The sequence below is a fragment of the Rhizobium sp. SSA_523 genome (genome assembly GCF_030435705.1).
Taxonomy (GTDB): domain Bacteria; phylum Pseudomonadota; class Alphaproteobacteria; order Rhizobiales; family Rhizobiaceae; genus Neorhizobium.
On sequence record NZ_CP129382.1, the window covers coordinates 3,485,415 to 3,506,193 of the forward strand.

Here is a 20,779-nt window from a genome sequence, read left to right on the forward strand (position 1 = left end):
AAAAGACCATTCCCGTTTCTGATGGGGAAGAACTGATAGCCATCCGGTAGTCGTTTTTCAGGAATTGAGCATGGTCATCGATCGACTTCTCGCACGTTTCAAAATACAAACGAAGGTCATTGCCTTCATTATTCCTTTTGTCGTCAGTATATCCGCTGTAGGTTTTTCCGGTCTTTATGCGTCGAACCTGCTTCAGGCGCGGATGGACATCTCCAATTCGGTTCTGCAATCCTTAAGTGGATTCAAGTCGGTCTATGCCGGCATGACGGAATTTCTGAAAAATCCGAGTGAAGACACGCGGGCGGCGTTGACGCAGCAGGTTGCCGCGCAGAGCAAGGTTCTGGATACCGTGCGTTCCGCCGCCACGAGCAGCGAGGGCGCCTCCGAGATCGATGCCGCAATGGCCGGCACCAGCGCCATCACCGGTCAGATCGATCAGTTGTGGGCCCGCTACCAGGATGAGGTTCAGGCGCAGGCGCAGATCGAGGCCGCTCTCGGCGCAATTGTGAAGCTCGAAGCCGATATCACCAATTACGCCACGGTCAGCCGCGAGAACCTCTCCGCCGACGAGGCGAAGGCGAAGAACCTGCTGCGGGATGCCGAGCGGCTGACGCGCGGATCGGCCGTCATTGCCGGCCTCGTGGCGGAGTTCAACGGCAAGACGGCGGCACAGGAGCGCATGGATATCCTGCGCGGGAAATTCGCCGCGCTGGCGGAAGCCGTCGGCGAGATTGCGGCCGCCCTGCCGGTCGATCAGAAGGTTCTTGCCGATCAGCTGACGGAAAGCGTTCAGCAACTGAAACAGCAGCTGGATCTCGGCATCGCCAATGATGCGACCATCGGTGCGAGCGAAAGAACGATCAACCTGATGCGCCCGGCGGCCATCCGTCTTCAGGGCGCCGCTTCGATGAAGGCGCGGGAGGCCACCGAAGTGTTCGGCAGGCTGGATGCGCCGATCGCCACGGCCACCAAGTTTTCCAGTGCTGCCCGCCAGCTGATGGACGCGGTCAAGACGCTCGAATTGCGGACGGTGCGGTACATCGCTGCCCCCACCGAGGCGCTCCTGAACGATCTGCAGGGCGCTCTCATGACCGTCGACATTGCCGCCGGCGCGCTGCAGACGGATCCAGGCGTTCCCAAGGAGGCGCAAGCGAGAGCCAATGCCATGGTTCCGCTCATCACCACCCTTGACGAAAACACGCTCGCACTGCTCGACCTGTCGGGCAAGCGCCAGAAGGCCTTCGATGCCGCCGCGGCGGAGATTTCGCAGATCTGGGGCAATCTGACGAGCTTTGCCGGGCATCAGCGCGATGCCGCAGGCCTGGAACGCGACAAGGCGAACCAGATCTCCGTGACCGCCATGATCATCGGCATTCTCGTCGCCATCTTCGCCGGCCTCGGTCTGATCTTCACCTTCAAGGGGCCCATCCTGCAGATCGCCGCCACCATGCGGCGTCTGGCATCGGGCGACCTCAATACCTCGATCGAAGGCGAGGGGCGCCGGGACGAGCTTGGCGACATGGCCCGCGCGCTGGGCATCTTCAAGGAAAATGCACGGGAGAAGGTTCGCCTCGAGGCCGAGAGCGAGGAGGAGCGTGCGGCCGCCGAGGCCGAGCGCCTGCGCGGCGAGGCGGAAAAGCAGGAGATCGACCGGCAGATCCAGTTTGCGGTGTCCGCCCTGGCCGGAGGTCTGGAGCGGCTTGCGGCGGGCGATGTATCCGCCACCATCGATACGCCCTTTGTCGGCCGGCTGGAACAGCTGCGAGCCGACTTCAACCGCTCGCTGAACCGTCTCCAGGACACGATCGGCCAGATCCAGACGAATGTGGTGGCCATTCAGGGCAATGTCCGCCAGATGTCGCAATCCACCGACGACCTGTCGCGGCGCACCGAAACCCAGGCAGCATCCCTGGAGCAGACGGCGGCTGCCGTCAACGAGGTCACCGCCAATGTGCGCTCCGCCGCCGAACGTGCGCGGGAGGCCAATCGCATCGTCGAAGAGACCCGTCACCAGACGGAGGGATCGATCGTGATCGTCGGACAGGCGGTAACGGCGATGAGCCGGATCGAGGCCGCTTCGCAGAAGATCGGCCAGATCACCGAAGTTATCGACGGGATCGCCTTCCAGACCAATCTGCTTGCGCTGAATGCCGGTGTCGAGGCGGCGCGTGCCGGTGAGGCGGGCAAGGGCTTTGCCGTCGTGGCGCAGGAGGTGCGGGAGCTGGCGCAGCGTTCCGCAGCGGCGGCCCGGGAGATCAAGGGCCTGATCGGTGCCTCGACGGACGAGGTGGCAGGGGGCGCAAGGCTGGTTCAGCAGACCGGCGATGCGCTGGCCACGATCGGCGAACAGGTCTCCCGCATGTCCTCGCAAGTGGAAAGCATTGCCAGCTCGGCGCGCGATCAGGCCTCTGCGCTGCAGGAAGTCAATGGTGCCGTCGGCCAGATGGACCAGCTGACGCAGCAGAATGCCGCCATGGTGGAAGAGACCAGCGCCGCCAGCCGGCAGCTCGCCGACGAGGCCGACCAGCTGGTGGCCCTTCTTGGCCAGTTCCGCATCGCGCAAGGCGGTATGGACAGCAGCCGGACAAGCAGAATGTTCCGCGCAGCCTAGGCTCGCCCGAAACCTCTTGCGGCCGGAAGCTGTCTTCCGCGTCAAGCTTATGAACCGTCCGGCGTCAGGCCGGGCGGTTTTTTCTTGGCTATTTACCATGCCTGGCGATTGAATTGCCGGCGCGCCGCCACATCTGCAGTGAGAGGTGCTTCTTCAGCACTTCTTAACAGACCTGGCTCACTCTGAAGGGATGCGGCTGTCCGCCTGTCCCTGCGGAACAGTCGCCTGATCCTGGCGTTCTGTCAGGACTAACAAAGGTTGAGGAACAGTCATGCAGAAGTCGCGTGCACGTGCCATTGCCATTGCTCAAGCGAAAACCGACAGCAAGCGCCAGCTTTTCCTGGTAACGCTGTTTGCCACAGCCGCGCTTCTGGCGGTGCCGGGCCTGCTGCTTCTCTGAAGCCTGCCGCGAAAAATTAGGGAGCGTGTCGCGAGAAGCCGGGCGGCGGACTTGCCGAAGCGGCATGCGCGACAGCAAGACCCCAAACAGCGGCTGACCGGGCCTTGCGGCGGCGCCTCAGCGTCCGCAGCCAGGCGACACGTGACCCGCGCATGACGCAGAGGCGGCCGGTTCCTCCTCCTTCCTCAAATCCTCCGCGGCGCGAGCCGGGCAGGCTTCGGGCGAGGGCCATTGCCGGCCTGGTTTCGGGAGCCAAGCCCGGAGCCAAGCCAGGATCCAAGGTAGAAGCCGGGCGAGAGGCCGCGGCACGGGTTCTGCGAGACTGCGATAGAAATCCTCTTCAGAGACCGGCGGACGGACCCATCGGGCGGCCACCATGGCGACAATCAGATCTTGCATGGATCACTCCTGGTGTGACGTGATCCCCTCTATTAGACGCAAGACCTCCATTCCCGAACAGGCGAAAATCGACTAGGTTTTTCATCCATGAAAAACATTGGCTGGGATCTCTACGCGCAATTTCTGGAAGTGGCCCGGCATGGCGGCCTGTCCGGCGCCGGCGCATCGACCGGGCTCAGCCCCGCAACGCTCGGCCGCAAGATGCTGGACCTGGAGGCCGCTCTCGGTCGCCCGCTCTTTCTCCGCAGCCGCACCGGCTATCGTCTGACGGCGGATGGCGAAACGCTGATGGCCTATTGCCTGGAGATGGAAGGCGTGGTGCGCAGCCTGTCGGGCTGGGCAAGCGAAACGCAGCGGCCACCCCTTGTCCGCTTGTCCTGCGGCACATGGATGGCCCGCTTCCTGCTTGGCAGCGATCTGCCGAAATCGCTGCGCGAGCGTTGCCGGCTGGAGGTGGTGATCGGCGAGCGCCGGGCCAATCTCGCCCATCGCCAGAGCGATGTCGGCATCAGGGCCTTCGAGCCGCAGGAGGCCAATCTGGCCTCGGCCATGCTGGGACAGGTCGCCTATGCGGCCTACCGTGCGCGGTCCGACAAGGACGGCAAGCCGCTGCCCTATATTGCCGTGACGGAGGAAGAGGCTCCCTCGGCCTATCTGCAATATCCGCACCGGCATCATCAAGACAGGATCGGCCTGATTGTCAGCCGACCTTCCTTCCTTCTGGATGCCGCAAGGGCCGGAGCGGGCCTTGCGGTGCTTCCCTGCTTTGTCGGGGATTGCGACGAGGACTTGCAGCGCGATGGCGGGGAAATTCCGGCGCTGCGGCATCGCCAGTGGATCGTGATGAATGCCGAGGACCGGCATCGCAGGGAGATCCGCGATCTTGTAGACCGGGTTAGCGCGCTGATCAGACAGAACGCGGATCTCTTTGCCGGGCAGCGGGAACACCTGCCCGGCTCCGGCATGGGCGAAGCGGTGGATGCCGGATCCCTATGACATCGCCTCAGCGTGGATTGGCCACAACGACCGGGATCAGCAGATCGCCCCAGTGGCCGTCTCCGCCGTGATGGCGCGCGGAGCGAACGAGTTCGACGGAAACGCCGGCATCGACGGCACGCATGACGGCATGGTTCAGCCGGTGCAGCTCATTGGCGAGGGTGCGGATGGCCGATTGCTGCTCGGCCGTCATGGCGGTGGACTGCTCTTCGGCACGTTCCTTGACGCGGGTCTGGACATTCATGGCATTTCTCCTCTTGTTGTGTCGGGGTTGTTGATGGGAAAACCTGGTCCCCAACCCCTCGGCATGAGCGGAGGGGTTGGAGAGGACGTGGTGGTAATTACTCGGCCGCAGGGCGGAACTGCTCGTGCTCGGTGGATTCCTTCATCGCAGTCGTCGAGGACTGGCCGCCGGTGATGGCGAGAGAGACGGCATCGAAATAGCCGGTGCCGACTTCGCGCTGGTGCTTGGTCGCCGTGTAGCCGTTGACCTCGGCTGCGAATTCCGCCTCCTGCAGTTCCGAATAGGCCGCCATCTGACGGTCCTTGTAGCCGCGCGCCAGTTCGAACATGCCGAAGTTCAACTGGTGGAAGCCAGCCAGCGTGATGAACTGGAACTTGTAGCCCATGGCCCCCAGTTCGCGCTGGAACTTGGCGATGGTGGCGTCATCCAGGTTCTTCTTCCAGTTGAAGGAAGGCGAGCAATTGTAAGCGAGCTTCTTGCCGGGATGCGCCTTGTGCACGGCCTCGGCAAAGCGGCGGGCCTGTTCCAGATCCGGCTTGCCGGTCTCCATCCAGATCAGATCGCAATGCGGCGCATAGGCAATGGCCCGCGCGATGCAGGGTTCGATTCCGTTCTTCACCTGGTAGAAGCCTTCGGCGGTCCGCCCCTTGTCGTAATCGACGAAAGGCTGGTCGCGCTCGTCGATATCCGACGTCAGAAGCTTGGCTGCCTCGGCATCCGTGCGGGCAATGATCAGCGTCGGCACGCCCATGACATCGGCAGCCAGACGTGCTGCATTCAGATTGCGGATATGCGCCGCGGTCGGGATCAGCACCTTGCCGCCCAGATGCCCGCATTTCTTTTCCGAAGCCAGCTGGTCCTCGAAATGCACGCCGGCGGCACCGGCTTCAATGAAGGCCTTCATGATCTCGAAGGCATTCAGCGGTCCACCGAAGCCGGCTTCGGCATCGGCGACGATCGGTGCGAACCAGGTCTCGACCGACAGGCCCTTGCCCTCCTGCGTTTCGATCTGGTCGGCGCGCTGCAGGGTGCGGTTGATGCGCTTGGCCAGTTCGGGAGCGGCATTCGCCGGATAGAGCGACTGGTCCGGATACATGGCCGATGCCGTATTGGCATCCGCAGCCACCTGCCATCCCGAAAGATAGATGGCCTTCAGGCCGGCGCGCACCATCTGCATGGCCTGGTTGCCGGACAAAGCGCCGAGCGCATTGACGAAACCCTCTTCATTGATCAGCGACCAGAGGCGGTTCGCGCCCATTTCAGCCAGCGTATACTTGATCTCCACAGAACCGCGCAGCCGCTGAACATCCGCTTGCGAATAGGGACGCTCAATGCCGTCGAAACGGCCTTGCGGTGCGTTCGGAACAAGATTGTAAAAGTCTGTCATAGCCTGTCTCTCCCAGATCGACCGAGGCCTCCGATCCGCCACTTGCGGACCGCATTCTGCACTCGATCTCTGCGACAAGATTTACAGTGCATTGCAGCGAAGCTCTAGAAAATAAGAAGATCTGCCATCCAAAATAAGGTTAGCTTGTCTTGTCTTTGACTTCGGCTTCTGTAAATCTGTAAAAATTGTAAAGAAGACTCTGTCGGCAGCGTTGTAAAAGGATGTGACATGGCCGAGAACAAAATCTTTGCCGGGCCGAGGGTCCGCCGCCTGCGCCTCAGCCTCAATCTCACCCAGACGGCCATGGCCGAGGGTCTCGGCATCTCGCCCTCCTATCTCAACCTCATCGAGCGCAACCAGCGGCCGCTGACGGTGCAACTGCTGCTGCGGCTGTCCTCCGTCTACAAGGTCGATCTCGACAAGCTGCAGGGAGAGGGCGGCGGTGCGGCCGCGCAATTGCGCGAGGTTTTCGCCGATCCGCTGCTGTCCGGCGAAATTCCCGGCGACCAGGAACTGATCGAGGTGGCGGAGGGCGCTCCCAACGCGGCTGTCGGCATCATCAAGCTCTACCGCGCCTATCGCGAGCAGGCGGAGCGGCTTTCCGACCTGGCCGATCTTCTGGCGCGGGAGGGGCATGAAACCTCGCTGTCCGGCGCTCGCCTGCCGATGGACGAAGTGCGCGAGACCCTGGAGCGGCGACCCTATTATTTCGAGCGGATCGAGGCGGCGGCGGAAGCCTTCCATGCCACGTTGGCACCGGGCGACGATCTGCCGGCGGCCCTGAAGGCCTGGCTGCGCAACACGCACGGCATTGTCGTGCGCATGCTGCCGGTGCATGCCATGCCGACGCTGCGCCGCCGCTATGACCGCCATTCCATGCGCCTGTTTCTGTCCGAACGGCTGTCGCTTGTCGATCGGGTCCGCGAGATCGCCCAGGAGGCAGCGCTGCTGGCGCTGGGTGCGGATATCGCCGCCGAACTGGAGGGCCTGTCGCTCTCGACGGGCGAGGCGCTGCGGATCGGCCGGTTCGAACTCGCCCGTTATGCCGCCCATGCGCTAATGATGCCCTATGGCAGCTTCCACGCGGCTGGCCAGCGCGCCCGGTGGGATGTCGATCTTCTCGTCTCGCGCTTCGACGTCTCCTTCGAACAGGCGTCCCACCGGCTTGTCTCGCTCTGCCGACCGGGCGCTGCGGCGCCGCCCTTCTTCCTGATGGAGGTCGACCATGCCGGCAACATCATCCGGCGGGCGGGGGCGCAAGGCTTCCCGCAGGCGCGCTTTGGCGGTCACTGTCCCAAGCTCGGCCTCCACAGCGCCTTTGCCCAGCCGGGGCAATTGCTGGCGGAGCGGGTGGAAATGCCCGATGGCGCGGCTTTCCTGACGCTGTCGCGTACGCTGGAAGGCCCCAAGGCAGGCTTTGGCGAACGCCTGCGCCGCACAGCCATGCTTCTCGGCTGCGATTACGCGGCTGCCCAGGAGACGGTGTATTTCACTGCGGCGCAGTTGCCGGCATCCTTGGTAGCCGCCGGAACCGCCTGCAAGCTGTGCGAACGGCAGGGATGCCTGTCGCGCGCGGAACCGCCGCTGACGCGCCCTCTGGGGTTGGACGAAATGGTCACGGGCCTCAGCGCCTTCGATTTCCAGTAGGGTGCGGGCGGTCCGCAGGACGCGGTGAAAATCGGCCCTGGCGGGCGTGCGGCACCGCACATTTTCGCTTGTGGGCCGCGGCAAACCTTCCTACTCTTCCCGTCGAGACGTCCATTACGACGATGGCCGGACGATGCCTGACGGTTGAATACCTGACGGAAAAATGCCGACCACTGGAATGCCGAACACAAGAATGTCGACCGAGCCGAGACCGGGAACAGGAGAAGATCATGACACGCACCTTGCTTCGCACGCTGGCGCTCGCCGCCACCGCACTGGTCTCCACAGCCGCACTTGCGCAGGATCGCGTCGTCCACGTCTACAACTGGTCCGATTATATCGATCCCGTCATTCTCGAGGATTTCACCAAGGAAACGGGCATCAAGGTCGTCTATGACGTCTTCGACAGCAATGACCTGGTGGAGACCAAGCTTCTCGCCGGCGGTTCCGGCTATGATGTCGTCGTGCCGACCGGACCCTTCCTGGCGCGCCAGATCAAGGCCGGCGTCTTCCAGAAGCTCGACAAGTCCAAATTGCCCAATCTGACGAACCTCTGGCCGGTCGTGTCCGAGCGTCTGGCGAAATACGATCCGGGCAATGATTATGCCGTCAATTATATGTGGGGCACCACCGGCATCGGCTACAATGTCGACAAGGTCAAAGCGGCGCTGGGCGATATTCCCGTCGACAGCTGGGACGTGCTGTTCAAGCCGGAAAACGCCGAGAAGCTGAAGTCCTGCGGCATCAATATCCTGGATGCCTCCGATGAGACCTTCGCGATCGCCATGAATTATATTGGCAAGGATCCCGACAGCAAGGTGGCGGCCGATCTGGAGGCTGGCGGCGAGGTCTACAAGAAGATCCGGGCAAGCGTGAAGACCTTCAATTCCTCGGCCTATATCGATGAACTGGCCAATGGCGATACCTGCATTTCCATCGGCTGGTCGGGCGATGTCCTGCAGGCCAGGACGCGCGCCGAGGAAGCCGGCAACGGTGTGAAGGTGGATTACGTGATCCCCAAGGAAGGCACCTATATGTGGTTCGACAACCTAGCCATCCCCGCCGATGCCAAGAATGTCGAGGAGGCCCATGCCTTCATCAACTATCTGATGAAGCCGGAGGTGATCGCCAAGGCATCCAATTATGTGCAATATGCCAATGGCAATCTTGCGGCCCAGAAATTTGTCGACGAAGCCGTGCTGAAAAACCCCTCGGTCTATCCGGGCGAGGCAACGCTGTCGAAGCTCTTCACCATCTCTCCCTACGATCCGCGGGCGCAGCGCATCATCAATCGCGAATGGACGGCGATCAAGACCGGCCAGTGAGCCGGCCTCTGCCACATGGGCCCCGGTCGACAGGATCGGGGCGGGGACCGGACCGGACTATCAGTGATCGCTGCAACGACAAGCGGGGGCGTGCATGGCAAAATCTCTCGGGCCGGTAAAACGCAGGTTTTCACCCTGGACGGATCCCTCCGCAACGCCGTTCATCCGTTTCGAGAACATCACCAAACGCTATGGTGATTTCGTTGCCGTCAACAATCTCAACCTCGATATTTACGAGCGCGAATTCTTCTCGCTGCTCGGCCCCTCCGGCTGCGGCAAGACCACGCTGATGCGCATGCTCGCCGGCTTCGAGCAACCGAGCGAAGGCCGCATTCTCCTGCAGGGGCAGGACCTGTCCGGCACGCCGCCCTATAAGCGGCCGACCAATATGATGTTCCAGAGCTATGCCCTGTTTCCGCATATGACGGTGGAGAAGAACATCGCTTTCGGTCTGGAGCAGGACGGGCTCGCAAAGCAGGAGATCCGGACGCGGGTGGAGGAAATGCTGCGTCTCGTGAAGCTGGAGAGCTTTGCCCGGCGCAAGCCCGCCCAGCTGTCCGGCGGCCAGCGGCAGCGTGTCGCCCTGGCGCGGTCCCTGGCCAAGCGCCCGAAAGTGCTGTTGCTGGACGAACCGCTCGGCGCGCTGGACCGCAAGCTGCGGGAGGAGACGCAGTTCGAGCTGATGGATATCCAGCATACGCTTGGCCTGACCTTCCTGATCGTGACTCACGACCAGGAGGAGGCGATGACGGTGTCGGACCGGATTGCGGTTATGGACAAGGGCGTCGTCCAGCAGGTGGCAACGCCGGCCGAAATCTACGAGGCGCCGAATAGCCGCTATGTGGCGGAGTTCATCGGCGACATCAACATCATGGAATGCGCGCTGACCGATGTCACCCCCGCAAATGCCGGGCCCTCTCGTGCCACGCCTGCGGATACCCCATTAGCCCAGACGGACGTTTCCTCTGCCAGGGCCGGTGCGCCACCGGTGCTGCGGCTGGAAAGCGACGGCCTTGCCATTGCCGTCGAGCAGGATTGCGCCGCCGGCAAGGGTGACAGGGTCGCCTTTGCCATCCGGCCGGAAAAGGTCCGCATCTCGCTCGATGCGCCAGCCGAGACGAAGGTCAACTGCGCCTATGGCGAGGTCTGGGATATCGGCTATCTCGGCGATTTTTCGGTGTTTCTGGTAAAGCTGGCCGATGGCCGCATCCTGCGCGCCGCGCAAGCCAATATTTCCCGGCTGGTCGATCGGCCGATCACCTTCGGCGATATGGTCTGGTTGAGCTGGGCCCGCGATGCGGGCCTTGTCTTGACGCACTGAGGAGGGGCGGGCATGGCCGAAACCGGAGCGACGATCCCGCAGGCAGGACCCTGGCGCTGGCTGGTGGTGGCAATCCCTTATCTGTGGCTGCTGCTCTTCTTTGCCGCCCCGTTTTTCATCATCCTGAAGATCTCGCTGTCGGACACGGCCATTGCCATGCCGCCTTATGTGCCGACCTTTGACGGCGTGGGATCGATCGGCGATTTTCTCTCGCAGCTCGATGTCGAGAATTACAGCTTCCTCACCGAGGATCCGCTCTACATCAATGCCTATCTGTCGTCCTTGCGCATTGCCTTCATCTCGACCCTGCTGCTCTTGCTGATCGGCTATCCCATGGCGCTGGCCATGGCACGGGCGCCCGGCACCCTGCGGCCGACCCTGCTGATGATGGTCATCCTGCCCTTCTGGACCTCCTTCCTGATCCGCGTCTATGCCTGGATCGGCATCCTGAAGCCCGAAGGCCTGTTGACGGTGTTGCTGCAGGCGGTCGGCTTGATGGGGCCGGACCAGCAGGTGCAGATCTTCCGGACCGATTATGCCGTCTTCATCGGCATCGTCTATTCCTACCTGCCCTTCATGGTTCTGCCGCTCTATGCTGCCCTGGAGAAAATGGACAATACGCTCCTCGAAGCGGCGAGCGATCTTGGCTGCCCGCCCTGGAAGGCCTTCTGGAAGATCACCTTTCCGCTCTCGCTGCCGGGCGTGATTGCCGGCTCGATGATCTGCTTCATTCCGATCACCGGCGAGTTCGTCATTCCGGATCTTCTGGGCGGCGCCGAGACCCTGATGATCGGCAAGACGCTGTGGACCGAATTCTTCGGCAACCGGGATTGGCCGCTGGCCTCTGCCGTTGCCGTTCTGCTCCTGCTGGCGCTGGTCATCCCCATCGTCATCTTCCAGAACCAGCAGCAGAAGGCGGGGTGACAAAGCATGAAATCCTCCCGCTTCGACAGCACAATCCTGACGCTCTGCTTTGCCTTTCTCTACCTGCCGATCGTGATCCTGATCGTCTATTCCTTCAACGCCTCCCGCCTTGTCACGGTCTGGGGCGGCTTCTCGCTGGAATGGTATCGCGTCATGTGGTCGAACGAAGGGCTGATGGATGCCGCCTGGGTCACGGCGCGGGTCGGCTTTCTCAGCGCATCGATGGGCACGATCCTCGGCACCCTGGCGGCTCTGGCGCTGACCCGCTATCCGCGGTTTCCCGGCCGTCTGGCCTTTACCGGCATGATCTATGCGCCGCTGGTGATGCCGGAAGTCATCACTGGTCTGTCTCTGCTGCTGCTGTTCGTGGCGATGAACATCGATCGCGGCTTCTGGACGGTGACCATTGCCCATACCACCTTTACAATGTGCTATGTCGCCATCATCGTGCAGTCCCGGCTGATGACATTCGACAGGAGCCTGGAAGAGGCGGCGCTGGATCTCGGCTGCCCGCCCGTCAAGACCTTCTTCAGGATCACCCTGCCGCTCATCCTGCCGGCGATCGTCTCGGGCTGGATGCTGGCCTTCACTTTGTCGCTGGATGATCTGGTGATCGCCAGCTTCACGACAGGGCCGGGCGCCACCACGCTGCCGATCAAGATCTATTCGCAGGTGCGGCTCGGTGTGACGCCGGAGATCAATGCCATCTGCACCATCCTGATCGGCGTCGTCACCCTTGGCGTGATCATTGCCTCGATCGGGACCAAGCGGGCCGAGATACGGCGGATTGCGGATGAGCACGAAGCCGCCCGGGCCGGCGGCTGAAAATCTCTTCGGATCGGCAATCGCTGCGACGCGAGACTGTGCCGGCCTCAAGCAGAGCCGGCCTCAAGCAGATCAAGCGCCGGCGGCCCGGCGTGCCGGGTCTCGCCCAATGATCGCCATCATCACGGTCTGCCGGATGACGGGCTCTCGGGCGTCACCGGCCATATGACGGGATTGGGCCAGGCGCCGCCGATAAAGAGGTCGAGCGGCGGTTGCGCATTGCTCGGGTCGGATAGCCGGGCGGACAAAGCCAGGCTGCGCGAGAGATAGGCGATGACACCGGAGAGGCTCAGCCTCTGATCCGCGCTTTCCAGATCGGCCGTCTGCAATTCGGCGCTGCCGGCCGCGATCTTCGCCTCGAGCGTGAGCGTATCGAAGACCGTATTGTCGCCACTCGCCTCATCGAGGGAGAAATAGGTGCCGTTCGCGGAAAGCGATCGAATCTGCGCCAGATCGAGGTTGCGGATCTCCCCGCCACTCGCCGTCAGCTTTACGGTGCCGGCGATGTCCTGGCCCAAAGGATCGATGATCAGGCCTTGCGTGGACAAAGCAAGGTCGAGAGAGGCGGGGGCATCGATCGTCGGCCCGGTGAGGCCGAGCGGGCCGGCAAGGCTTGCAAGATTGACGCCGCGTACCGATAGCCGGACCTTGCTCGACAAGCCGCGCACCGTCTCCGCATCCGATCTCGGCTGGCCGGCGGGGGAGGATAGGGTCTTCTGCGGCGGCGACTGCATCTGCAACTGCGCCGTCAGCGATCCGGTGAGAAGATCGCTGTCGAGGATCTCGATCTGTGTCCGCTCCGGCCCGGACAGCACGCTCACGGCGGCATTGCTGAGCGAAAGACTGCCGAGCCGCGCCTCGCTGGCGGAAAAGCGGACATCAAGGCCCAGCTGCCGATCGTGCCGTGCGGCCGCGGCCATGGCTTCGCTGGCCTGGCCCTCGGGCTCGCGCAGATCCTCGCAGAGCGCCGTGACCAGCGTCCACAGGTCGAGCCTGTCGAAGGCGAGCGTTCCGGTCACCCGGGGCGGGGCATCGCCGCTGGCCATGACCAGGTCCATGACGCCATGGCCCTGCGTGCCGTTCGCCTTCACCTTCAGCGTGTCGAACCGCAGGACATTGCCCATGGTCGCCAGCTGTGCGGTCAGCGACAGGTCGGTCAAGCGATCCGCGGTATGAACGGGTATAGATGTCCAGCGGGTCAGGGCATCGAATTTGGGGATTGTCAGGCTGAGCGCACCGGAGAAGAAGGCGTAGGTGGCGAGATCGGCCGTGCCGTCGAAGCTGCCGGAGAGCAGGGCGGAGCTTACCCCGGCGGTCAGCGAGGCGGTGCGCCCGCCGAGGAGCTGCATCGGCTGTGGCGACGACAGGTCGAGATTGACCGTCTGCCCCTTCACCTGCGCACTGATCTTCACCTGCGCGGCCGATCCGAGCGTCGGCCAGATCAGGCTGCCATTCACCGCTTCCAGGAGAAGCGCGTGGTCGCTCTGGTCGTAGAGATGAAGCCGCCCATCGAGGATGGTGACGTCGCCGATCACGGTGGCGGTTTCGTCCGGCGTCAGCGGTTCGTCGGCCGCAGCACGATGCACCGCCAGGCCCAGCAGGCCGTTGCTGCTCCAGTTGAAGCGGCCCTCGGCATTCAGCCTGATGGTGATGTCCGGGCCGGTGAGCGTGAAATCGCGGAAGGTCGGCGCGCCCCATAAAGCGTCGAGAAGGCTGAACCGGGCGGAGAGCGACGCCACCTGTCCCAGGACTTCGGCGCCATCGCGATCTTCCTGGCGGATGGTGAGATCCGGCATGGTGATGAGCGGCCGCGGCCAGAACTGCAATTGCGGTGTTCCGTCGATCACCACGTCATGCCCCAGCCAGGCCTCGACCGCCGATTCCATCTGATCGCGCACGAGGGCGGAGGAGATGAGGACCGGGGCGATCACGCGGAAGGACAGGATCAGCACGAGAAGAACGGCTGCGCCCACAAGCGCAGGGCGAATGACGTTTCTGCCAAGTCGAAATGTCGTCATGTGTGGTTGCGCCGTGATGTCTCGCCATGTGCCGGCCGGCACCTGCTGCGCGATCTCGTTAAAGGAATTGTTCCGCGCATGCAAATAACCGGCGGCCGGCCGCACGCCGCGTGCCGATTCTGAAGCCGGACCATGGCGCAAGCGGGCCACGCCCCTCCTGTCGCGAAATGGGACAGGTCGCCGCCCTGACTGCCGGGAACGCCCGGCAGGTCTTCATCAGCAACATCATCCGATCCTTGCCGATAACGAATTGAAGATTTTCAGCTTTTTTCGCGCGACAGGTGCAAGTTCACGTGAGTAGGTGTCACATTTTAACGCATTCTTAAATGTTGGACGAGAGGATAGGACCGAAGCGAAAGGGCACACGCTGCCCGAGTTTCACGGACCCCCATCCGGACAACTATCAGCATGACTTGTAAAGGCAGCTTCGGCTGCCTTCTTTTTTGCGCGCCGCATCGCGTCAAGGCGGGCCGCGTCAGCGCCGGTCGAAGGCGCAGAGACCTAATGGTTCGGATCAGCGCTCCAGCGAGCGGGAGACCAGGATGACTGGCACGAGGCCGACCAGAACGACGATCAGCGAGGCTATGGAGGCGTTTTCGATTTGCGCCCGCGAGGCATCCTCATAGATCAGCGTGGCCAAGGTGTTGAAGTTGAAGGGGCGCAGCAGAATGGTTGCGGAGAGTTCCTTCATGCTTTCGACGAAGACGAAGAGGCCGGCGGTCAAGAGGGCCGGGCGCATGTTCGGCAGCAGCACGCCGATCAGGGTCTGCAGCCGGTTGCGGCCAAGCGTTCTGGCCGCCATGTCGAGATGCGGCGATAGCTTCTGGAAGCCAGCCTCCACCGTGCCCTCCGCCATGGTCAGGAACCGCACCGTGCAGGCGTAGAAAATGGCAAAGCCGGTGCCGGACAAAAGAAGGCCGGTCGAGAGGCCGAAATGGCTGCGCATCACGCCATCCAGGGCATTGTCGAAATGCGCCAGCGGGATCAGGACGCCGATGGCGAGAACCGTGCCCGGCATGCCATAGCCGAGCGAGGCCAGGCGTCCCGCGGCTCCCGCCAGCCGCTGAGTCTCGGTCCGCGCCGCATAGGCAAGCAAGAAGCCGATGACGACAGTGGCCAGCGCTGCGGCGCCGGAGACGGTCACGCTGTTCACCAGAGCCTTGATCAGGCGTGGATCGTAAATCAGGTCCAGCCGTCGGAGCGCATAGCTGACCAGCATCAGGAAAGGCAGCAGGAAGCCGAGCGCCACGGGCAGCGCGCAGGCCAGGAGGGCAAGCCAGGCGGCGGGGCCTTTCAGCCTCGGGCGCAACTGGTCATGCACCAGGCCTGTCGTCCGGCTGGCGGAAAAGCGTTGCCGCCTTCGGGCCAGACGCTCGATCGCCATCAGCACCGCAACAAAGCCCAGAAGAACCAGAGCGAGCTGTGCGGCACCCGGCAGGCTGCCGCGATTGAGCCAGGTATCGTAGATCGAGAAGGTCAGCGTGTTGACGCCGAGATATTCGACCGCGCCGATGTCATTCAGCGTTTCCATCGTCACCAGCGTCAGGCCGATGACAATGGCCGGCCGCGCCATGGGCAATTGCACGCGCAGCATGGTGCGCAGCGGCCCGGAGCCCAGCGTGCGGGCCACGTCGCCGGCCGTTCGCCCCTGCATCAGAAAGCTCGAGCGGCAGGCGAGATAGACATATGGGTAAAGGACCGAGGCCATGATCAGCACCGCTCCGCCGAGCGAGCGGACATCGAAAAACCAGTAATCGCGCGCGGATTGGAAGCCGAGCAGGCTGCGATACAGGCTCTGCACCGGGCCGGTGAAATCCAGAAACTCCACGAATGTATAGGCGCCGATATAGGAGGGAATGGCAAGCGGCAGAACCAGGGCCACCGAGAGCAGCCGGCGCAGGGGAAAGCGGAAGGAGGTGACCAGCCAGGCGGTGACGATGCCGAACAGGCAGGTGCAAAGCCCCGTCATGATGACCAGCAGCAGGGTTCGGAGGCTGGCGCGCGGCAGGACAGTGGCGACGATGTGCTGCAGATCGCCGGTGCCGCCGGTCAGTGCGATGACGAAGACAGCGCAGACCGGCATTGCGGCAATGGCGGCGACCATGACCGAGGCGATCATCAGGGGGCGGATCTCCTGGCGCACGGGGCGCCCAGGGTGCGGACGGGCAAGCGGCAATGCCGGAATCCTCTCGTTTGCCGAGACATCACAGCCGCTTTATCGCACTGGCCTCAGTTTGCAAGCACGCGGGGCGAGGGAAAGGTGATCTCCACCAGCGTTCCCTCGTTCGGGGCCGAGTGGATGGAGAACGTCGCCCGATTGGCATCCACCATGGCCTTGGTCAGCGGCAGGCCGAGGCCGGTGCCGTCACCGCGTTTGCGCCCGGCGCCCGCCACCTGCCGGAAGGGCTTCATCGCCATATCCAGCTCCGCCCGCGTCATCCCAATGCCCGTATCGCGGACCCGCAGTACCACGCTGCCATTGGCTTCATAGGCGGTGGAGACGACGATCTGGCCGCCCGACGGCGTGAAACGGATGGCATTGGAAAGGATATTGAGGACGATCTGCTTGATCGACCGGAGATCGGCCACGACCGGGGGCACGGATTGCGACAGGGCCGTGCGGATGATGACGCGCTGGCCATTGGCCTGCGGCTGCACCAGAGACACGGCCTCCGCCACGGTTTCGTTCAGCCCGACAGAGGCAAAATCGAGATCCATCTCGCCGGCTTCGATCTTCGAAATATCGAGCAGGTCGTTGACGATATCCAGAACATGCCGCCCCGAGCGGCCGATATCATTGGCATATTCGACGTAACGGGGATGGCCGACAGGGCCAAGCCGTTCGGTCGCCATCATATCGGCAAAGCCGATGATGGCGTTGAGCGGGGTGCGGATCTCGTGGCTCACATGCGCCAGGAATTCCGTCTTGTGGGCGCTCGCCGTCTCGGCGGCGCGCTTGGCACTGCGCAGCTCCTCTTCGGTCCGCTTCCACTGGGTGATGTCGCGGATCACCGCGCAATAGCCGCTCGACGAGGTGAGATGGCCGATCGTCATGAACAGCGGCACGAAACCACCCGAGGCCTCGCGGCCGATCACGTCGCGCCCATCGTTCAACAGGCTGGCGACGCCATGGCCGGTCAGGCTTGCCAGATAGTCCATCACCAGCTTCTGGCTCTCATGCGCAAACAGCATGACGAAGGGTTTTCCGGTCGTCTCGTCGCTATCATAGTTGAACAGGGCGCTCGCGGCACGGTTCATCGAGCGGATATCGCCATCCGAACCGAGAATGACAACGCCATCGGTCGCCGTGTCCAGAATGGCCCTCAGCTCATCCACCTCGACCATCAGCCGCGAAACCTCGTCGGCCTGCTGTGCCTTGTGCTTCTCGGCCGCCTCGACATCGAAGGGCGGCTCGCTGTCCTCCGAAGGCGGGTCTCCGGCCGGCATCAGTGCCAGGATCAGGGCGGTCGCGCCGTCCCAGCGAACCGATTGCAGCCGCGCCGTCACGGGAATGACGGCATCGTCGGCTCGCACCAGCACCATGCCGCCGGCATTGGCCGTTTTGTCTTCCAGATCCTGCCGCTGCAGCAGGGCATCGAGCCCGCCGACCGCCACCAGGGCGTCGAGCGTGTCATAACCGGTCAGCCGCAGGAATTCCGGATTGGCGTGCATCAGCCGATCGCCGGCATGCACCAGAAGCGCCACGGGCATCTGGTCGATGTTATGGGGCGAGAGCTGCGGCCGCGGCCGAAGCGGGATGGCTTCGGCATAGGCTTGCTCGATCGAGAAAGGCTCGTCCGCCTCACCGCCCGTGTCCTCCTTGCCCGTGTCCTCCTTGCCCGCTTCCTCGCCGGTCTCGCCGGCCGCTTCCTCGCCTGTCTCGCCGCCCATCTCGCCGCCTGCCTCCGCGGCGTGTGCGGGGGTTGCATCGGCCTCGTCGACCACGGCGGGCGTCACGGCTTCGCCGGCGCTGTCCGGCTCGTCTGCCGCGCCAGCCGCCCTCGTCATTTCCTCTGCCGTCCCATCAGCGGGCACGGCATCATCGCGATCGGCATTTGCCGGGCGGCCGGTGTCCTGGTCTGCGGCGGCCTCGGCGGCGGCCTTATCGGCAACCTTATCGGCGGGCGTGGCGTCGAGGCCCTGCCGGAACGCATCGAGCCGGCGGGCGATCTCGCGGAAATTGGCCTGTTCCGACGGCGAAAGCTGATCGATCTGCTGGTTGCGGCGTTCCTCGAGGCGCACCACCTTGTCGGAATGGCGACGCCCCGGCGATGTGACGATGCGCAGGGCAGGCTTTTCCACCAAAGGCTCTGCATGGCGCGGCGCATCAGCGGGCGCGGTCGGATCCGTCTCTTCGTCCGCGTCCTGTTCTTCGTCTTCCTCTGCGGTTTCGACGGCACCTTGCGTCAGGTCGTCGGGCAGGTCGTCTTCCTCCGACGGGGAAGGGCTGGCATCGGAGACGTCCGAGAGCGCAGTCTCATCCGGAAGATCGGCTTCGGCATCTTCCGGCAGATGGAAGGGCGGATAGGCTGCCGGAGCTTCGACGTCCGTTTCGGCCTCGACGTCCTCCTCGGCAGTAAAGTCCTCCTCGGCTGCAACGTCCTCCTCGGCGGTGACGGCGTCGATTTCGCCGGAACCAGGCGCTTCCTCGGCAGGGCCGGGCGCTTCCTCTTCGGTCAACGAAGAAGGCGGCAGGGCTTCGGCCGTCTGCGCCGCAAAGCCAGTTTCGCTCGGCTCTCTGTCTTCGCTCTGCCCTGGGAAGGCAAGAGCCGTGGCCTCGTCGGGGGCGGAAGACGCAGCGGCCGTCTCCTCATCCTCTGTCTCCGGCACGGCGGGTTCTGCCTGCGGCGCCTCAGGCTCTGCGGCTGGCAGATCCTCGTCATTGAAGACATCCTCCACCACCTCGCCGGCAACCAGTGTCAGCCCGACGGCGTGGGGATCCTCCTGCAGATCCGCCATGCGGATAATGCCGAAACCGCGAAAGCCGTCGAAATCACGATTGCGCGTATAGGTTGGCAAGGCGGCCAGATCGATCGGCACCACCAGCGATGTGCCCTCGATGGGCCAGCGGATCGTCTTGCCGGACCAGGTATCGCGCCGGCCGAGAAGCTCGGACAGCTTGCCTTCCGGATCGAGATTGAACAGCGCCGCCACATCGGTAAAGGCCAGGCCCACCACTTCCGCGGCATGTGGCCCGACAGCGGCCGCAAGTTCCGGCGAAATCTCGCGGAAACGGCCTTCGGCATCGATCTTCCAGACAAAGCGTGTCGCCCGCATGTCCGGACGGAAGGAAGGCGCGGCGGCACGCGGCTGCGCCTCCATAGCCGGTTGCGCGACATCCGGTTCGACGGAATTCTGCTCGCCATCCCGGTCGCCATGCTCGCGTTCGGAAAGCTCCGGCCCGGAAAGCTCCGGCTCGGAAATCTCTGGCCCGGAATCCTCTGGCCCCGAAACCTCTGGCTCGGCAAAGATGGGGGCAAGTTCGGCAGAGGAGACCGCGTCCTTGGTCGCCGGATCCTGGCCGGTCGCCGCAACAGGGGCGTCAGGCGTCGATATCTCGGTGCTTTGCGCGGTCGGGCCGGTCGACCCACCCGCATCGGTATGACTTGGCAGAGCCGCATCCGCGGCGTCCAGCGGCGGCTCGGGAAGGGCCGCTTCCTCGAAAAGCCCGTCATCCATTTCATCTATGGCGGAGATTGCCTGCAGCGCCTCGGTAAAGCCATCATCCGGACCGGCATCGGGCAAAACGGCCTCTGCGTCCGGGACGGGTGCCCCTGCCGCGACAGCCGGCACTTCGGGGCCCTGATTGGCAGAGGGCGGAGCGGCTGCGGTTCCCGGCTCCGGCTGCACGAGAAAGACGAGGTTGAGCGCCGGCTGGTCCGACAATCGGGCGATGGCGCCGGGAAGATAGCCCGATGCCGTCGGCACAGGTCGCTTGACGAGCCGGTCGCGCTCGCCGCCGGCAAGGTTCACCAGCATGCGCAAGGTCTGCGGCGTCAATTGAAGGGCGGCAAAGCCTTGCGAGGCGGAAATGACCGCGCCCTCGCCATCCAAAACGGCAATATGGGTCTGCGGGTCGTCGAACCCTTCCAGCATCTGGCGGGAGCAGGCAGCGATATCCGTCTCGGAAGCCTGTGCCGGGGCGGCAAGCAGGATCGCCTCGCCATCCGGCAGGCCGATCCGCTCGCAGACTGCTGTTACGGCAACGCGCTCAAAACCCTCGGTCATGCGCATGATGAAGCTGCGGCTATCGCCCACTGCGGTAAGGCCGCGCGCCGTCGACAAAGCCTGTCGGAATGTCAGATTGCCGCGATCGGCGCCATGCTCGATCAGATCATAGATCGAGGCGCGGCCGAACAGCCGGGCACCGCGGCCATTGGCCCAGAGAATCTCTGCCATGTCGGCCGAAAACAGCACGAGCGCCTTGCCCGCAGCGAAATGGCTGCGGATCCGCTCGTGAACGGCGAGGTCGATAAATGGATACTGCACAGAGGACATGGCGGGCCTTGCATGGATGCCGTCTTCTAACCGGGCGCTGACAGCAGATTAACACATTGTTAGTAACTTCGAAGCCCCCTTCCGGTCCACAGCCCGGCCATTGGTTTTGAGCAACAGGGTTAACCGCCAAAATTTTTATGCTGCACTGCACAATGATATTGCAACGCACAATAAAATGCGCTAT

Annotated in this window: 13 protein-coding genes; 8 read left to right on the forward strand and 5 right to left on the reverse strand. The window is 63.5% G+C overall.

Features of this window, described 5'->3' with window-relative positions; genetic code table 11:
• Nucleotides 1–70: 70 nt before the first annotated feature.
• The 3 genes from QTJ18_RS24775 to QTJ18_RS24785 all read left to right on the forward strand — a co-directional run bounded on the left by QTJ18_RS24775 (nt 71) and on the right by QTJ18_RS24785 (nt 4,406).
• Complete coding sequence (locus QTJ18_RS24775; RefSeq protein ID WP_489667236.1) at nt 71–2,611, forward strand: methyl-accepting chemotaxis protein; 2,541 nt, start codon at nt 71–73, stop codon at nt 2,609–2,611.
• Between the two features lie 271 nt (nt 2,612–2,882).
• Nucleotides 2,883–3,011 (forward strand): hypothetical protein, encoded by a 129-nt coding sequence (locus QTJ18_RS24780; RefSeq protein WP_289852126.1) that lies wholly within the window; start codon nt 2,883–2,885, stop codon nt 3,009–3,011.
• A gap of 486 nt (nt 3,012–3,497) precedes the next feature.
• Nucleotides 3,498–4,406, forward strand: a complete 909-nt coding sequence (locus tag QTJ18_RS24785; protein WP_252753824.1) for a LysR family transcriptional regulator — start codon at nt 3,498–3,500, stop codon at nt 4,404–4,406.
• A gap of 7 nt (nt 4,407–4,413) precedes the next feature.
• On the opposite strand, the gene QTJ18_RS24790 is transcribed toward QTJ18_RS24785, so the two are convergent.
• Nucleotides 4,414–4,650: an SMc00767 family acetate metabolism repressor gene (locus tag QTJ18_RS24790; protein WP_252753825.1), complete on the reverse strand. Its 237-nt coding sequence runs from the start codon at nt 4,648–4,650 to the stop codon at nt 4,414–4,416.
• A gap of 97 nt (nt 4,651–4,747) precedes the next feature.
• Complete coding sequence (gene aceA, locus QTJ18_RS24795; RefSeq protein WP_252753826.1) at nt 4,748–6,037, reverse strand: isocitrate lyase; 1,290 nt, start codon at nt 6,035–6,037, stop codon at nt 4,748–4,750.
• 228 nt (nt 6,038–6,265) lie between these two features.
• Here aceA and QTJ18_RS24800 point away from each other — a divergent pair, with 228 nt between their 5' ends.
• The 5 genes from QTJ18_RS24800 to QTJ18_RS24820 all read left to right on the forward strand — a co-directional run bounded on the left by QTJ18_RS24800 (nt 6,266) and on the right by QTJ18_RS24820 (nt 12,079).
• Nucleotides 6,266–7,684 (forward strand): helix-turn-helix domain-containing protein, encoded by a 1,419-nt coding sequence (locus QTJ18_RS24800; protein WP_252753827.1) that lies wholly within the window; start codon nt 6,266–6,268, stop codon nt 7,682–7,684.
• A 230-nt stretch (nt 7,685–7,914) separates the two neighbouring features.
• Nucleotides 7,915–9,009 carry a polyamine ABC transporter substrate-binding protein gene (locus tag QTJ18_RS24805; RefSeq protein ID WP_252753828.1) on the forward strand — a complete coding sequence of 365 codons (1,095 nt, stop codon included), beginning with the start codon at nt 7,915–7,917 and terminating at the stop codon, nt 9,007–9,009.
• A 94-nt stretch (nt 9,010–9,103) separates the two neighbouring features.
• Nucleotides 9,104–10,330, forward strand: a complete 1,227-nt coding sequence (locus QTJ18_RS24810) for an ABC transporter ATP-binding protein (protein ID WP_252753829.1) — start codon at nt 9,104–9,106, stop codon at nt 10,328–10,330.
• A gap of 12 nt (nt 10,331–10,342) precedes the next feature.
• Nucleotides 10,343–11,254, forward strand: coding sequence for an ABC transporter permease subunit (locus tag QTJ18_RS24815; RefSeq protein ID WP_252753830.1), 912 nt, complete (start codon nt 10,343–10,345; stop codon nt 11,252–11,254).
• 6 nt (nt 11,255–11,260) lie between these two features.
• Nucleotides 11,261–12,079: an ABC transporter permease gene (locus tag QTJ18_RS24820; protein WP_252753831.1), complete on the forward strand. Its 819-nt coding sequence runs from the start codon at nt 11,261–11,263 to the stop codon at nt 12,077–12,079.
• 122 nt (nt 12,080–12,201) lie between these two features.
• Here the strand turns inward: QTJ18_RS24820 and QTJ18_RS24825 are convergent, their stop codons facing one another.
• The 3 genes from QTJ18_RS24825 to QTJ18_RS24835 all read right to left on the reverse strand — a co-directional run bounded on the left by QTJ18_RS24825 (nt 12,202) and on the right by QTJ18_RS24835 (nt 20,595).
• Nucleotides 12,202–14,097 carry an AsmA family protein gene (locus QTJ18_RS24825; protein WP_252753832.1) on the reverse strand — a complete coding sequence of 632 codons (1,896 nt, stop codon included), beginning with the start codon at nt 14,095–14,097 and terminating at the stop codon, nt 12,202–12,204.
• A 514-nt stretch (nt 14,098–14,611) separates the two neighbouring features.
• Nucleotides 14,612–16,216 carry an ABC transporter permease gene (locus QTJ18_RS24830; protein ID WP_252753833.1) on the reverse strand — a complete coding sequence of 535 codons (1,605 nt, stop codon included), beginning with the start codon at nt 16,214–16,216 and terminating at the stop codon, nt 14,612–14,614.
• A 110-nt stretch (nt 16,217–16,326) separates the two neighbouring features.
• Nucleotides 16,327–20,595, reverse strand: coding sequence for an ATP-binding protein (locus tag QTJ18_RS24835; RefSeq protein WP_252753834.1), 4,269 nt, complete (start codon nt 20,593–20,595; stop codon nt 16,327–16,329).
• Nucleotides 20,596–20,779: the final 184 nt, after the last annotated feature.

Coding starts and splice junctions, on each gene's coding strand:
- QTJ18_RS24800 (WP_252753827.1), top strand. CDS start 6,266: ATGGCCGAGAACAAAATCTTTGCCGGGCCGAGGGTCCGCCGCCTGCGC.
- QTJ18_RS24820 (WP_252753831.1), top strand. CDS start 11,261: ATGAAATCCTCCCGCTTCGACAGCACAATCCTGACGCTCTGCTTTGCC.
- QTJ18_RS24815 (WP_252753830.1), top strand. CDS start 10,343: ATGGCCGAAACCGGAGCGACGATCCCGCAGGCAGGACCCTGGCGCTGG.
- QTJ18_RS24785 (WP_252753824.1), top strand. CDS start 3,498: ATGAAAAACATTGGCTGGGATCTCTACGCGCAATTTCTGGAAGTGGCC.
- QTJ18_RS24780 (WP_289852126.1), top strand. CDS start 2,883: ATGCAGAAGTCGCGTGCACGTGCCATTGCCATTGCTCAAGCGAAAACC.
- aceA (WP_252753826.1), bottom strand. CDS start 6,037: ATGACAGACTTTTACAATCTTGTTCCGAACGCACCGCAAGGCCGTTTC.
- QTJ18_RS24835 (WP_252753834.1), bottom strand. CDS start 20,595: ATGTCCTCTGTGCAGTATCCATTTATCGACCTCGCCGTTCACGAGCGG.
- QTJ18_RS24805 (WP_252753828.1), top strand. CDS start 7,915: ATGACACGCACCTTGCTTCGCACGCTGGCGCTCGCCGCCACCGCACTG.
- QTJ18_RS24810 (WP_252753829.1), top strand. CDS start 9,104: ATGGCAAAATCTCTCGGGCCGGTAAAACGCAGGTTTTCACCCTGGACG.
- QTJ18_RS24790 (WP_252753825.1), bottom strand. CDS start 4,650: ATGAATGTCCAGACCCGCGTCAAGGAACGTGCCGAAGAGCAGTCCACC.
- QTJ18_RS24830 (WP_252753833.1), bottom strand. CDS start 16,216: ATGATCGCCTCGGTCATGGTCGCCGCCATTGCCGCAATGCCGGTCTGC.
- QTJ18_RS24825 (WP_252753832.1), bottom strand. CDS start 14,097: ATGACGACATTTCGACTTGGCAGAAACGTCATTCGCCCTGCGCTTGTG.
- QTJ18_RS24775 (WP_489667236.1), top strand. CDS start 71: ATGGTCATCGATCGACTTCTCGCACGTTTCAAAATACAAACGAAGGTC.